Origin of the sequence: Bacillus sp. FSL K6-1366 (assembly GCF_037976695.1) — a bacterium.
GTDB lineage: Bacteria > Bacillota > Bacilli > Bacillales > Bacillaceae > Bacillus > Bacillus subtilis.
In genome coordinates, this window is sequence record NZ_CP150268.1 from 2981790 (window position 1) to 2995588 (window position 13799).

Annotated in this window: 11 protein-coding genes and 2 pseudogenes; 9 read left to right on the top strand and 4 right to left on the bottom strand. The window is 44.8% G+C overall.

Going from position 1 to position 13799, the window contains the following annotated elements:
* Positions 1–242 precede the first annotated feature (242 nt).
* From yfmT to MHI44_RS15585, 6 genes are all read left to right on the top strand, one after another.
* Positions 243–1700: a benzaldehyde dehydrogenase gene (yfmT, locus tag MHI44_RS15560; protein WP_019712579.1), complete on the top strand. Its 1458-nt coding sequence runs from the start codon at positions 243–245 to the stop codon at positions 1698–1700.
* Between the two features lie 13 nt (positions 1701–1713).
* A complete protein-coding gene (locus MHI44_RS15565) occupies positions 1714–2574 on the top strand; it encodes a methyl-accepting chemotaxis protein (protein ID WP_003233767.1) in 861 nt (286 codons plus the stop codon).
* A gap of 133 nt (positions 2575–2707) precedes the next feature.
* On the top strand, positions 2708–4597 hold the full coding sequence (locus MHI44_RS15570) for an ABC-F family ATP-binding cassette domain-containing protein (RefSeq protein ID WP_019712578.1): 1890 nt from the start codon (positions 2708–2710) through the stop codon (positions 4595–4597).
* Positions 4598–4719: 122 nt separating this feature from the next.
* Positions 4720–5166, top strand: a complete 447-nt coding sequence (locus MHI44_RS15575) for a YfmQ family protein (RefSeq protein ID WP_019712577.1) — start codon at positions 4720–4722, stop codon at positions 5164–5166.
* Positions 5167–5290: 124 nt separating this feature from the next.
* Positions 5291–5713 (top strand): MerR family transcriptional regulator, encoded by a 423-nt coding sequence (locus MHI44_RS15580; protein WP_014479143.1) that lies wholly within the window; start codon positions 5291–5293, stop codon positions 5711–5713.
* A gap of 65 nt (positions 5714–5778) precedes the next feature.
* Positions 5779–6969, top strand: coding sequence for an MFS transporter (locus tag MHI44_RS15585; protein WP_003233759.1), 1191 nt, complete (start codon positions 5779–5781; stop codon positions 6967–6969).
* A 35-nt stretch (positions 6970–7004) separates the two neighbouring features.
* Here MHI44_RS15585 and MHI44_RS15590 read toward each other — a convergent pair.
* Positions 7005–7161: pseudogene (locus MHI44_RS15590) on the bottom strand (GNAT family N-acetyltransferase); the annotation flags it as partial.
* A 104-nt stretch (positions 7162–7265) separates the two neighbouring features.
* Between MHI44_RS15590 and MHI44_RS15595 the strand changes: the two are divergent.
* Positions 7266–7352 (top strand): annotated as a pseudogene (locus MHI44_RS15595) (hypothetical protein); the annotation flags it as partial.
* A gap of 157 nt (positions 7353–7509) precedes the next feature.
* Here MHI44_RS15595 and MHI44_RS15600 read toward each other — a convergent pair.
* Positions 7510–9066: an ABC-F family ATP-binding cassette domain-containing protein gene (locus tag MHI44_RS15600; protein ID WP_033883242.1), complete on the bottom strand. Its 1557-nt coding sequence runs from the start codon at positions 9064–9066 to the stop codon at positions 7510–7512.
* 172 nt (positions 9067–9238) lie between these two features.
* On the opposite strand from MHI44_RS15600, the gene MHI44_RS15605 reads away from it, so the two are divergent.
* On the top strand, positions 9239–10369 hold the full coding sequence (locus tag MHI44_RS15605) for a DEAD/DEAH box helicase (protein WP_015252580.1): 1131 nt from the start codon (positions 9239–9241) through the stop codon (positions 10367–10369).
* 67 nt (positions 10370–10436) lie between these two features.
* Entirely contained in the window at positions 10437–10883 is a 447-nt protein-coding gene (locus MHI44_RS15610; RefSeq protein ID WP_339202368.1) for an N-acetyltransferase family protein, read from the top strand.
* 52 nt (positions 10884–10935) lie between these two features.
* Here the strand turns inward: MHI44_RS15610 and MHI44_RS15615 are convergent, their stop codons facing one another.
* Both MHI44_RS15615 and MHI44_RS15620 read right to left on the bottom strand, forming a co-directional pair.
* Positions 10936–11955 (bottom strand): NADP-dependent oxidoreductase, encoded by a 1020-nt coding sequence (locus MHI44_RS15615; RefSeq protein ID WP_339202369.1) that lies wholly within the window; start codon positions 11953–11955, stop codon positions 10936–10938.
* Positions 11956–12436: 481 nt separating this feature from the next.
* Positions 12437–13657: an MFS transporter gene (locus tag MHI44_RS15620; RefSeq protein WP_015252577.1), complete on the bottom strand. Its 1221-nt coding sequence runs from the start codon at positions 13655–13657 to the stop codon at positions 12437–12439.
* Positions 13658–13799 lie beyond the last annotated feature (142 nt).

Here is a 13799-nt window from a genome sequence, read left to right on the forward strand (position 1 = left end):
TCCTCCTAGAAATATTCAAAATATTCTAATCATTATATGCAGTTCTTGTTGTATTATATTGTCGAAATTTGACGCAGTCAATAAAATATTTTTCTGCTTTAAATGATAGAAGCGAAACAGCGTTGTCGTATCATAGGATAGTAATTTTTACTAATCGTATATTCAATTTTATGCAAGATGAACCGATAGAAAAAATAGATTCGCCCATATTTTGATTTGCGGTTATAAAGGAGATGCTGACCATGTTTCAATATGAAGAGTTGAATAAACAGTTTATCGGCGGGAAATGGCAGGAGGGCAGCAGCCCAAATGTATTGGAAAACAAAAATCCTTATACTCAAAAAACATTCACAACATTCCGTAAAGCGACTGCTGACGATGTAGATGAAGCGTACAGGGCAGCGGCGCTGGCGAAGAAAAAATGGGATGCGGTCAATCCGTTCGAGAAAAGGACCATTTTAGAAAAAGCCGTCACGTATATCGAAGAGAACGAAGAAGCCATCATTTATTTGATTATGGAAGAGCTTGGCGGAACAAGGCTCAAAGCAGCTTTTGAAATCGGTCTTGTCAAAAACATCATAAAAGAAGCGGCAACGTTCCCTGTCCGCATGGAAGGCAAAATTCTTCCGTCCACAATAGATGGCAAGGAAAACAGATTATATCGCGTGCCGGCAGGTGTTGTCGGTGTCATCAGTCCGTTTAACTTCCCATTCTTTTTATCTATGAAATCAGTGGCGCCTGCACTCGGAGCCGGCAATGGCGTTGTGCTAAAGCCGCATGAGGAAACGCCGATTTGCGGCGGAACGCTGATTGCGAAAATTTTTGAGAACGCGGGAATTCCAGCGGGGCTGCTGAATGTTGTTGTCACAGACATTGCTGAAATCGGCGACAGCTTCGTTGAGCATCCAGTGCCGCGGATCATCTCATTTACCGGTTCTACGAAAGTCGGCAGCTACATCGGACAGCTTGCGATGAAGCATTTTAAAAAGCCGCTTCTTGAGCTTGGCGGGAACAGTGCCTTCATCGTACTTGAGGATGCAGATATAGAATATGCGGTCAATGCGGCGGTGTTCAGCCGATTTACACATCAAGGACAGATTTGCATGTCAGCCAACCGCGTGCTTGTTCATTCTTCTATTTATGACAAGTTCCTTGAGCTGTACCAGGCAAAAGTGGAATCGCTGAAAGTCGGCGACCCAATGGACCCTGATACGATTATCGGGCCATTAATCAACAGCAGACAGACGGACGGGCTGATGAAGACTGTAGAGCAAGCAATTGAAGAAGGCGCTGTACCAGTGAAGCTTGGCGGATTTAACGGGACGATCGTGGAACCGACGATCTTAAAAGACGTCAAACCGTTCATGAGCATTGCCAAGGAAGAGCTGTTCGGACCGGTCGTCTCCTTTATGAAGTTTGATTCAGAAGACGAAGCGGTGGATATCGCAAACGAAACCCCGTTTGGCTTGAGCGGTGCCGTACACACGTCAAATCTTGAGCGCGGCGTGGCTTTTGCGAAACGCATTGAAACAGGCATGATTCACGTCAATGACACGACCATCAATGATGAACCGAATGTAGCCTTCGGCGGTGAAAAGCAATCAGGCCTCGGCCGTTTAAACGGTGAGTGGAGCCTCGAAGAATTTACAACGCTGAAATGGATCTCGGTCCAGCACGAAAAACGCAGCTTCCCTTATTAATGAAAAGGAGTGAATGGAATTGACCATAAACACGGAAAAAGAAACCGCAGATATTCTGGACGCATTTATCAAAGTAGCCCCTTATTTAAACAGCCTGGTTCAGGATGATATTACAATCGGCATTTATGATACGGAAAAACTGCTCGTGAATATACCGGCCAAAACCTTTTCGCTGAACGTAAAAGCCGGCGATCCGCTGCAGGAAGGGGATATCATCACAGATGCCATCCGCAGCAATCAGAAGAAGACGAGCATGGTTCCGAAAGAATTGTTCGGCTTCCCATTGATCGCGCGTGCCATCCCGCTGCACGACGAGAATGGAAGAGTCATTGGAGGCGTCGGCCTCGGAACGAGCCTTGAGGAGTCGTCAAAGCTGCATGATGTGGCGGAAAGCTTATCAGCTGTCGTTGAACAAACAGCCGCGGCTATTTCCGACATTTCTGAATCAATTAACGGGTTTTCAACTCAAATGTCGGGCATTTCCTCTCAGGCGAAAAAAGTAAGCGAAAGCGCCGGTGAAATCGCCGATATTTCAGTAACTGTTAAAGGCATCTCTGACCAAAGCAATCTGCTCGGCTTGAACGCCGCGATCGAAGCGGCAAGAGCAGGGGAGTCTGGAAAAGGATTCTCTGTCGTCGCAGATGAGATCAGAAAGCTAGCGACGCATTCAAAAGAAAATGTCGGCCAAATTGACCAGATTACGAAAAAAATCCACAGCCTGCTGAAAGGGCTGGAGGAATCCATTGAGTCGATTAATCAGCATACAGACGGACAAGCCGCTGCCGTTGAACAAATTTCCGCCACGATGCAGGAGATTTCAGGAAGCGCGCAGCATCTTGCAAAAATGGCCGAAAAAGCGCTTGAGGAAGAGTAAGAGACCGGGGACAAATGTCCCCGGTCTTTTTCTATCCTGCATTTCCATGAAATTCGTCTGACGTTTTACTAGTTTTATTCCAGCGGCTGATTTAAAATGTACACATGAACTTACGTGAGGATTGATAGGAACCATGAGCATATTAAAAGCGGAAAATCTTTATAAAACATACGGAGATAAAACATTATTTGACCATATCTCCTTTCATATTGAAGAGAATGAGAGAATCGGATTAATCGGGCCGAACGGAACAGGAAAATCAACGCTGCTGAAAGTGATTGCCGGCTTGGAATCTACCGAAGAAGGAGAAATCACGAAATCCGGAAGCGTGCAGGTCGAATTTCTTCATCAAGACCCGGAGCTGCCTGCGGGGCAAACAGTGCTGGAGCATATCTATTCCGGTGAATCGGCTGTGATGAAAACCTTGCGTGAATATGAAAAAGCGCTGTATGAACTGGGGAAAGATCCCGAAAATGAACAGCGCCAGAAACACCTGCTGGCAGCACAAGCGAAAATGGACGCAAACAATGCATGGGATGCAAACACCTTGGCAAAAACCGTATTGTCTAAGCTGGGCGTCAAAGACGTAACAAAACCGGTCAATGAGCTCTCAGGCGGCCAGAAAAAACGGGTAGCCATTGCCAAAAACTTAATTCAGCCCGCTGATCTGCTCATTTTGGACGAGCCGACAAACCATTTGGATAATGAAACGATTGAGTGGCTTGAAGGGTATTTAAGCCAATATCCCGGCGCCGTCATGCTGGTGACGCACGATAGATATTTCTTAAACCGTGTCACCAACCGCATTTATGAGCTTGAAAGAGGCAGCCTCTACACGTACAAAGGCAACTATGAAGTGTTTTTAGAAAAACGCGCGGAACGGGAAGCGCAGGCTGAGCAAAAGGAAACGAAGCGGCAGAACCTGCTGCGCCGCGAGCTGGCCTGGCTCAGACGAGGAGCGAAAGCCCGCTCCACAAAACAAAAGGCGAGAATTGACCGGGTAGAGTCGCTTAAAGAGCAGAAAGGGCCTCAGTCATCAGGTTCACTCGATTTTGCCATTGGCTCGCACCGTCTCGGAAAACAGGTTATTGAAGCGGAGAACGTCATGATCGCTTATGACGGCCGCATGCTCGTCGACCGTTTTAATGAACTTGTCATACCAGGTGAACGGATCGGGATCATCGGGCCAAACGGCATCGGGAAAACAACGCTGTTAAATGCCCTTGCCGGCCGTCATACGCCGGACGGAGGCGATATTACGATCGGACAGACGGTCAGAATCGGCTACTATACTCAGGATCATAGTGAAATGAACGGTGAGTTAAAGGTCATTGACTATATAAAAGAAACGGCGGAGGTCGTAAAAACGGCAGATGGTGATATGATTACAGCTGAACAAATGCTCGAGCGTTTCCTCTTCCCGCGATCGATGCAGCAGACGTATATCCGCAAGCTGTCCGGCGGGGAAAAACGCCGTTTATACTTGCTTCAGGTTCTCATGCAGGAGCCGAATGTCCTGTTTCTCGATGAGCCGACGAACGATTTGGATACTGAAACATTAAGCGTTCTTGAGGATTATATTGACCAGTTCCCTGGCGTCGTCATCACCGTATCCCATGACCGCTATTTCCTTGACCGCGTCGTCGACCGTTTGATTGTATTTGAAGGAAATGGCGTCATTTCCCGCTTTCAAGGCTCCTACAGCGACTATATGGAGGAGTCAAAAGCGAAAAAAGCGGCCCCAAAACCGACAGCTGAGGAAAAAACGGCTGAAGCCGAGCCGAAGAAAAAACGGAAAAAGCTTTCTTACAAAGACCAGCTGGAATGGGACGGCATCGAAGATAAAATTGCCCAGCTGGAAGAAAAGCATGAACAGCTTGAAGCTGACATCGCCGCAGCAGGCAGTGATTTTGGCAAAATCCAAGAGCTGATGGCCGAGCAGGCGAAAACTGCGGAAGAGCTTGAGGCTGCGATGGACCGCTGGACAGAATTGTCCCTCATGATCGAAGAACTGGAAAGCTAAAAAGCGTGGCCGCAGCAGGCCGCGCTTTTTTTCACATAATGGACAAAAACGAACCGGCCTGCTTATGTTAGGATAAAATTGTGTGTCAGAGGCACATGGAAAACTAACGGAGATGATGAAGTATGACATGGGCGATCGTGATGTTAATTCTCATGAGTCTGGTGAAAATCGTATTAACCTGTCTTCCTACAGGCGTCATAGAATGGCTGCTCAGCAAATTTGAAGTGCACGCCAAGCTGAGTGACGAAAATGCGAGTCTCTCTCTAGATGGAAAACGCCTCAAGGGTGCAGAGAAGCAGAAAGTGATTGATCAATTTAACGAAGCTGTCTTCCTGGAAAAATATTATATCTATCCAGGTGATGAAGAGCGTTATTTACATCCGGAAAACGGCGGCACGCCGCTGGTGATAGATACAAAAAAAGGAAAAAGAGACGTGAAGCTGTTCGTGTACCGCTACGACGACCATATCGACGTCGTGAAACAGTACAAGAAGAAAGTGATCGCGTATCGAGTGCTTTCTGAAAGCCTTCAAAAAGAGTCTCTGTCAGTGGCGGGAAGTTTAGCTTAAACAGGAAAGTGAAAGACGGGTGCTTTATGCTGCTCGTCTTTTTTATTGTTTTTTAAAACTTAACGTTTACGTTAAGGTTCAAAAGGTGTATAATGGTAACAGAAACAGCGAAGGGGGATTTACCTTGGAATGGATGAAGATTGATCAAGTGGCCAAAAGAAGCGGACTGACAAAGCGGACCATCCGGTTTTATGAAGAAATCGGCTTGATTCCGGCGCCGAAACGGACAGACGGCGGCGTAAGGCTTTATTCAGAGGATGATATGGAGGAGCTTGAGAAAGTCATCAGCACAAAAGAGGTGCTCGGTTTTTCCCTTCAGGAGCTTCAGCATTTCATGGAAACCAGCCGCCAGCTAGAGTTAAACAAAGAGGGGTATTTGTTGTCACTGGATCCTAAGGAACGGAAAGAAAAACTGGAGGAAATTCAGGAAACCCTGAATCACCAGCTGAGTTTGATTGATGAGAAAATCCGCACATTCCAAAGCTTTAAAGAACGCCTGCAAGGCATGAAAGGCAAAGCGGAACGCGCCATTCAATCAATCGAATGAAAAGTTTGTTAAACGCTATTTTTGTAGCGTTTCTTTTAATGGAATAAAGATGGAGGTTAGGTCAAATGGATAAGACAACACAAGTGAATCAGAAAACGGGTTTGCTCAGCCAGCCAAAAGCGGTATGGGCTGTCGCGTTTGCCTGTGTGATTTCCTTTATGGGAATCGGGCTGGTCGATCCAATTCTTCCGGCCATTGCCGCACAACTACATGCTTCACCTAGTGAAGTATCACTCTTGTTTACAAGTTATTTGCTTGTAACCGGATTTATGATGTTTTTCTCAGGAGCCATTTCCAGCCGCATCGGCGCGAAATGGACATTAATTCTCGGACTTATTTTTATTATTGTGTTTGCGGGGCTTGGCGGCAGCTCAAGCTCAATCGCTCAGTTAGTCGGCTATCGCGGCGGCTGGGGATTAGGGAATGCTTTGTTTATTTCAACAGCGCTTGCGGTCATCGTCGGCGTATCAGTCGGTGGCAGCGCCCAAGCGATTATTTTGTATGAGGCTGCGCTCGGTCTCGGGATTTCTGTCGGGCCGCTTGCAGGCGGAGAGCTTGGAAGCATTTCATGGCGCGCGCCGTTTTTCGGAGTATCTGTCCTGATGTTTATTGCGTTAATCGCGATTTCTTTCATGCTTCCGAAGCTGCCGAAACCGGCGAAACGCGTCGGTGTGTTTGATGCGATGAAGGCACTCAAATATAAAGGCCTGCTGACAATGGCGGTATCGGCATTCCTATACAACTTTGGATTTTTTATTTTGCTAGCTTATTCTCCGTTCGTACTGGATTTAGATGAACACGGTCTTGGATATGTCTTCTTCGGCTGGGGCCTTCTGCTGGCGATTACGTCAGTCTTTACGGCGCCGCTCGTTCACAAAGCGCTGGGCACAGTGCGTTCGCTCGTCGTTCTCTTTATCGCCTTTGCGGCCATTCTCGTTATTATGGGGATCTGGACAGACCATCAGACTTTGATTATTACATGTATCGTTGTCGCTGGTGCTGTCCTCGGTATGGTGAATACGATCATGACAACCGCTGTGATGGGTTCTGCGCCGGTTGAACGTTCAATCGCGTCTTCAGCCTACAGCTCAGTCCGCTTCATCGGCGGCGCGCTCGCCCCGTGGATTGCAGGAATGCTGTCAGAACACTTTACTGCAAGCACACCATATACAGTAGGCGGAATCGTCGTTTTTGTCGGCATGCTTGTCCTTCTCATGGGACGTAAACATCTTGCTGGAATTAAGGCGGGGCATTAATAACGAAAGACACTGCACAGATGCAGTGTCTTTTTTTAATCGTGGAATTTCCCCATTACTACCGTATTATAGTAATTTCCGTCAGAAAGCAATTTCTCCTTTTTTAAGATTCCTTCTGCTTCAAATCCTTTCGTTTGTTTCCAGGACATTCAGTGAGATTTTTTTAATTTCGTTGGCATCCGCTTCGGTCAGGCATTGATGCGGCTGGGATTTATCTTGGAGAAGCTGAGAATGTGTCCGTTCATTTACGATTGCCATTTCAAGTGATGGTTCATGCTGTAGAGGGGACGTTTGCCATGAAGGCAAAGTCTGACGAATATGATCAGAAATGTTTAGAAACGCTCTATCAATACATACACAGCGTCATGAAAAACAGCTTTTCTGTAGAGTGGTCACCGCTTGTCTGCCAAAAGAGGGCTTGACACTTGATGAATTCACATCTCCATTGCAGCTCATTTTAAAAGACAGAGAGCTTTTGAGAATCGTTCAGAATAAATGGCAGTAAAAACCCGCCCTTTAGCAGGCGGGTTTTTTTATAAATTAAAGCACTTTCGTCGTCCAAGACTCGCAGTTCCACGTTTCTGTCGCGATATCCACATAAAAATCTGGCTCGTGGGAAATGAGCAGAATGGAGCCTTTATATTCTTTCAGGGCACGCTTGAGCTCTTCCTTGGCATCGACATCCAAGTGGTTTGTCGGCTCATCGAGCACCAGCAGGTTTGTTTCTGAGTTGATTAGCTTGCACAATCTGACTTTCGCTTTTTCGCCTCCGCTTAATACGGAGACGCGGCTTTCGATATGCTTTGTCGTCAGCCCGCATTTTGCCAGAGCGGCACGGATTTCATACTGCGTATAAGAAGGGAATTCGCTCCATACTTCTTCGATGCACGTATTGTTGTTTGTTTCCTTGACCTCTTGCTCGAAATAGCCGGTATAGATGTGCTCACCGCGTTCAACAGAGCCTTCGAGCGGCTGGATTTCACCAAGCAAACTTTTCAGCAATGTCGTTTTTCCGATCCCATTCGCGCCGTAAAGGGCAATTTTTTGGCCGCGCTCCATGCGGAGGTTGAGCGGACGGGACAGCGGGGAATCGTAACCGATCACGAGATCCTTCGTTTCAAAAATCAGCTTGCCTGACGTTCTCGCCGGCTTAAAGTGGAATTCCGGCTTTGGCTTTTCTGCCGCAAGCTCGATCATATCCATCTTATCGAGTTTCTTTTGGCGGGACATCGCCATGTTTCTCGTGCTGACACGCGCTTTGTTGCGGGCAACGAAATCCTTCAGCTCCGCGACTTCCTGCTGCTGCTTTTTGTAGGCCGCTTCAAGCTGCTGTTTTTTCACCTCGTAGACTTCCATAAACTGATGGTAGTCGCCGACATAACGTGTCAGCTCTTGATTTTCAACGTGATAAATCAGGTTGATGACACTATTCAAGAACGGAATATCGTGGGAAATCAGGATGAACGCGTTCTCGTATTCCTGCAGGTAGCGTTTCAGCCATTCAATATGCTGTTCATCAAGATAGTTGGTCGGCTCATCGAGAAGCAGAATTTCCGGCTTTTCAAGGAGAAGCTTAGCGAGAAGGACCTTTGTGCGCTGTCCGCCGCTCAAATCGGTGACATCTCGCTCTAAACCGATATCGCTCAAACCGAGACCGCGGGCGATTTCTTCCACCTTGGAATCAATGACATAAAAATCATTGTTTGTCAGCGCGTCTTGAATGACGCCGACTTCTTCAAGCAGCTTCTCGAGCTCGTCGGGATCAGCCTCGCCCATTTTGTTGTAAATCTCGTTCATTTCCTCTTCCATCGCAAATAAATAATGGAATGCGTCTTTCAGGACGTCGCGAATAGATTTTCCTTTTTCCAGCACGGTATGCTGATCCAGATAGCCGACACGGACATTTTTTGACCATTCGACTTTTCCCTCATCAGGTTCAAGCTTTCCGGTAATAATATTCATGAAGGTTGACTTTCCTTCACCGTTTGCGCCGATCAAGCCGACGTGCTCGCCTTTTAACAGGCGGAAGGAAACGTTATTAAAAATGGCCCGGTCCCCGAAGCCGTGGCTTAAATCCTTTACAGATAAAATACTCATGTTTACACCTCTATCGTTATCAAACACGCACAATCGGCGTGTAATATTCACCCTTTTGATTATAAAGGAGGATTCGGAATGTTGAAAGGTATAGGAAAGAAAAAGAAAAATTGCGTTCCGGGCGAGGTTTTGAGATACTATGGAATAGATTTCAGGAATTGAGGAGAACAAAATGACGCAAACTTGGCCATTTTTACATAATGCACAATCATTTATACAAGAGAATTGGAATGCTTCCGGCTTTCAAACGCCAACCCCTGTTCAAGAGCAGGCAGCCCAGCTGATCATGGACGGAAAGGATGTCATTGCAGAATCGCCGACAGGCACAGGGAAGACGCTGGCGTATGCGCTGCCGGTCTTGGAGCGGATCAAACCAGAGCAAAAGCATCCGCAGGCGGTGATTTTAGCGCCTTCCCGTGAGCTGGTGATGCAGATTTTTCAGGTGATTCAGGATTGGAAAGCGGGCTCAGAGCTGCGCGCGGCTTCCTTAATCGGCGGGGCGAATGTGAAGAAGCAGGTCGAAAAGCTAAAGAAACATCCGCATATCATTGTCGGCACGCCAGGCAGGGTATTTGAACTGATTAAAGCAAAGAAACTCAAAATGCATGAAGTGAAAACGATTGTACTTGATGAAGCGGATCAGCTTATCCTGCCGGAGCATCGCGAGACGATCAAACAAATTATTAAAACGACATTAAGAGACCGCCAGCTTCTATGTTTCTCTGCCACGCTTAAAAAGGAAACAGAGGATGTGCTCCGCGAATTGGCGCAAGAGCCTGAGGTGTTGAAGGTGCAGCGAAGCAAGGCAGAGGCAGGGAAAGTGAAGCATCAATATCTCATTTGTGACCAGCGTGACAAAGTAAAGCTGCTGCAAAAGCTGTCAAGGCTTGAAGGCATGCAGGCACTCGTATTTGTGAGAGACATTGGCAACCTGAGTGTATATGCGGAAAAGCTGGCATATCACCACGTTGAACTCGGCGTTTTGCACAGCGAAGCGAAAAAAATGGAGCGAGCGAAAATCATTGCCGCATTCGAAAACGGAGAGTTTCCTCTTTTATTGGCGACTGACATTGCCGCACGCGGTTTAGACATTGAAAACCTGCCATACGTGATTCATGCTGATATTCCAGATGAAGATGGCTATGTCCACAGATCAGGACGAACAGGCCGGGCCGGAAAAGAAGGCAACGTGCTGAGCCTTGTGACAAAATTGGAGGAATCAAAGCTGAAAAAAATGGCGAAGAAGCTTGGTGTTGAGCTGAGTGAAGCTGTGTATGCAGGCGGAAAACTGAAGACGAAATAAAAAGGAGGGCGGAAAGCCCTTTTTTTGTTGTAAAATAATAGAAAAGATTTTGCGCAGAGGTGGGAAAATGGCTTCAATAGACAGGTTTCAAGTAATGCAGGAGCCAGAGCTGAAAATACTTGAACACTGGTTTGAGAATGAGGATACCAGACGGAGAATGGATGGGATGCTGCCATTAGATGAGTGGTACGCACGAGTAAATAAAGATAAACACGATACTGTCATCATGGCGTATGATGGACAGCTGCCGGCAGGGATGGTCGTTATTGAGTTCGGAGAGGAGCGGATGTATATTGGATTGATCGTCAATCCTTTGTACCGGCTTCAAGGGTACGGAAAACGGATACTGCAAAAGCTGATGACCGAACCTGATTTTACTAGCGTGCGAGAATGGGTGGCATGCATTGAAGAAGACAATCGAATCAGTTTAGCTTGCTTTCAAGCAGCAGGATTCACTTTAGAAGACACGGAACCTGATGAAGATGGTTTTCTTACGCTGATTCTTCGCAGCTGATCTCATCGAAACACAAAAGGAGGGCAAAAAGCCCTCCCGTTTTCATCTTCATTCAGCTCGGATCACTGACCTTGATCAGCTGTTTCCCTTTATTTTCTCCCTTAAATAAACCGAGAAACGCGTCAGGAATGTTTTCGAAGCCTTCTGTGATGGTTTCCTCGTAATGGAGTTTACCAGCATTCAGCCATTCGGCCAGCTGTTTTGCTCCCTCAGAAAAACGATCGGAGTAGTCGCTTACGATAAAGCCTTGCATCAGCGACTTCGTTTTAATGAGTTTTGATTGGACACGAGGGCCCATGTCATCTGCTTCGCTTTTTGCGTTATAGGAAGAAATGGCGCCGCACACCGGAATGCGGGCAAATTCATTGAGCAGATTCATCACCGCGTCTGAAATCGGTCCGCCGACATTGTCAAAATACACATCGACACCGTCAGGACAAGCGTTTTGAAGCGCTTTTTGGATATCATCCGCTGTTTTGTAATTGATGGCTTCGTCAAACTGAAGCTCCTGTTTTAAATAGTCGATTTTTTCATCAGAGCCCGCGATGCCGACGACTCGCGCGCCTTTGATTTTGGCAATTTGCCCGACTGTTGAACCGACGGCTCCAGCAGCTCCGGAGACAACCACGGTTTCGCCTTCCTTCGGGCGTCCGATGTCCAGCAATCCGAAGTATGCTGTTAAGCCGGTCATTCCCAAAATGCCGAGATAGGCCGAAGCGGGAGCAAGGCTTGTATCAATTTTTCGCAAGGCAGACTCGCTCACAGCGGAAAATTCCTGCCAGCTGAGATTTCCGATGACGATATCGCCTTTTTTCAGATGATTCCCGTCTGACACAACTTCAGCGATAACCCCGCCAGAAAGCGCTTTATCCAAAGCGAACGGCTCAACATATGACTTCATATCCTGCATACGGCCGCGCATATAAGGGTCAACCGATACATAAAGCGTTTTGACAAGCACTTCCCCTTGCTTGGGTTCAGGAACCGGAATGGTTTCAAAGCGAAAGTCTTCATGAACAGGAATACCTTGTGGACGTCTTGCTAATTGAATTTGCTGCTGAGATGCTGTCATTTTCATCCTCCTATCACTTGGTTGACACCACTGTAACATGGACAGGAGAGGAAATACAAAAGGTAAGCTGGCATACAAAAAAGGTTATAGATGAGCTTATGCTTTCTACAAGCTCTTTTGTTTTAAAAGTTCTCTTTAGTCATTTATCATTATTAGAAAACAGAACAGAAAAAGAGCTCCTGTACACCTAGCTAAGATTGGCTAGTGTGTATGTCGATTCTTTTTCATATTCTTGCAAGCATCTGCGAGGGGGAGCTTAGTCGTTCACATTTTGCTTTCGCATCAATCTGCAATAGCAAAGTCTATGCGATTTTTTTACATCAGCAAAGATTTGTTCAATTTTTTCCTTTTATGCCGAGTTTTTCTGAAACAGATAATTGATGGTACTCAACCATTTTCTTTTGGTCAATAAAGTAATGTTTACTTATTAATTAAACACGCGAAAAAGCAAACGAAAACATAATTAAATTTTATATATTTATTAAAAGCTTATATGTTTATTTACCTTTTTTTTGAATTGTAATTGAGAAAATCCATATATTGCGGACACTAATAAAAGAATACCTGCTGAAACATAAACTAAACGAACTCCAAGGAAATCTGAAATAGCCCCTATAGCCAGAATTGAAAACATAAAAATGAACTGTACTAAAGAAGACCTTGCAGACATTATATTAATTCGAGTTTGCTCGGTTGTTATGTTCTGAATAAGTGTTTCTTGTGTAAGATCTCTTAATATATAAGCCGGCCCCATAAAGAGAACCAAAATTAGAGCTAAGTATGAATTACTTATAAAACCATATATTAAAGTTAAACTTCCATATGAGACAGCGCCAATTAACATAAAATTAATTAACTTATTTTGAAATCTCTCCGACAGCTTATATATTATAAATCCCCCTATCATCGAACCTAAATAATATGCTCCATTAATAAATCCCCACCATGATTCTCCTTTATGCAAGACTTCGTTAACGAAAGCCAAAGAGACAGATCCTATCCAAATCATTCCTGCCCATGACTCAATTAAATCCATAATAATAATTGTTCTAAGTTTCTTTTGGCTAAATAAATACCGCCAACCACTTACTATACTCTTATTGGGAGAATTTTTTTCACGTATGACAGAATTAGCGTGGCCATGTGGTAGACAAAATAAAAGAGAAAGAAGAGATGTAAACAACAAAAAGATAGTAAGTATAATGGTATATCCCTCACCTAAAAATGCAATTATGAGACCACCTAAAGACCAGCCTACAAATTGAAAAGTTTGGTCCACTGTAGATAATAATCCATTTGCTTTTACTCTTTTATCAGGAGAGATTATTTCCCCTATAATTGCACTTTTTAAAGGTGAGAACCATCCATTAAAAAAGGAAATACAGCTAATAATAATAAAGACTAAAATGAGAGTTTGATTAGAGTAAGTTCTTAATAAAGCATAGAACAAACATATTAATAACAGCATTTGTATCAATTGAGAAATAATTATTGTAAGAGGCAGTTTTAATCGAATTGTTATTAACGGTAATATAGCACTTCCAAAAATACGAAAAATAATACTTATTAATGTCACCATAGAGGCGATGGTTGTCGAATTGGTCATTTTAAACAAAAACGAAATCACTACCATAGTATATAGAGAAAAACCTAAATTTGTAGTGGTCTGGCTAAATAAAATAGAATAATAACCTTTACTCATATGTATCCTCCCTTGGAATAATTTTTCTCGGTAAAGAGCTTAAACATATTTAAACACCTTAAAACAACAAAAGTAAAGAAAAAATTTCCTTGTAAACTATTTACTTTTATTCTATTTATTGTTATTGTTTATTTAAGTTCTC

Coding starts and splice junctions, on each gene's coding strand:
- MHI44_RS15605 (WP_015252580.1), top strand. CDS start 9,239: ATGACGCAAACTTGGCCATTTTTACATAATGCACAATCATTTATACAA.
- MHI44_RS15620 (WP_015252577.1), bottom strand. CDS start 13,657: ATGAGTAAAGGTTATTATTCTATTTTATTTAGCCAGACCACTACAAAT.
- MHI44_RS15615 (WP_339202369.1), bottom strand. CDS start 11,955: ATGACAGCATCTCAGCAGCAAATTCAATTAGCAAGACGTCCACAAGGT.
- MHI44_RS15610 (WP_339202368.1), top strand. CDS start 10,437: ATGGCTTCAATAGACAGGTTTCAAGTAATGCAGGAGCCAGAGCTGAAA.
- MHI44_RS15565 (WP_003233767.1), top strand. CDS start 1,714: ATGGAATTGACCATAAACACGGAAAAAGAAACCGCAGATATTCTGGAC.
- MHI44_RS15600 (WP_033883242.1), bottom strand. CDS start 9,066: ATGAGTATTTTATCTGTAAAGGATTTAAGCCACGGCTTCGGGGACCGG.
- yfmT (WP_019712579.1), top strand. CDS start 243: ATGTTTCAATATGAAGAGTTGAATAAACAGTTTATCGGCGGGAAATGG.
- MHI44_RS15585 (WP_003233759.1), top strand. CDS start 5,779: ATGGATAAGACAACACAAGTGAATCAGAAAACGGGTTTGCTCAGCCAG.
- MHI44_RS15570 (WP_019712578.1), top strand. CDS start 2,708: ATGAGCATATTAAAAGCGGAAAATCTTTATAAAACATACGGAGATAAA.
- MHI44_RS15575 (WP_019712577.1), top strand. CDS start 4,720: ATGACATGGGCGATCGTGATGTTAATTCTCATGAGTCTGGTGAAAATC.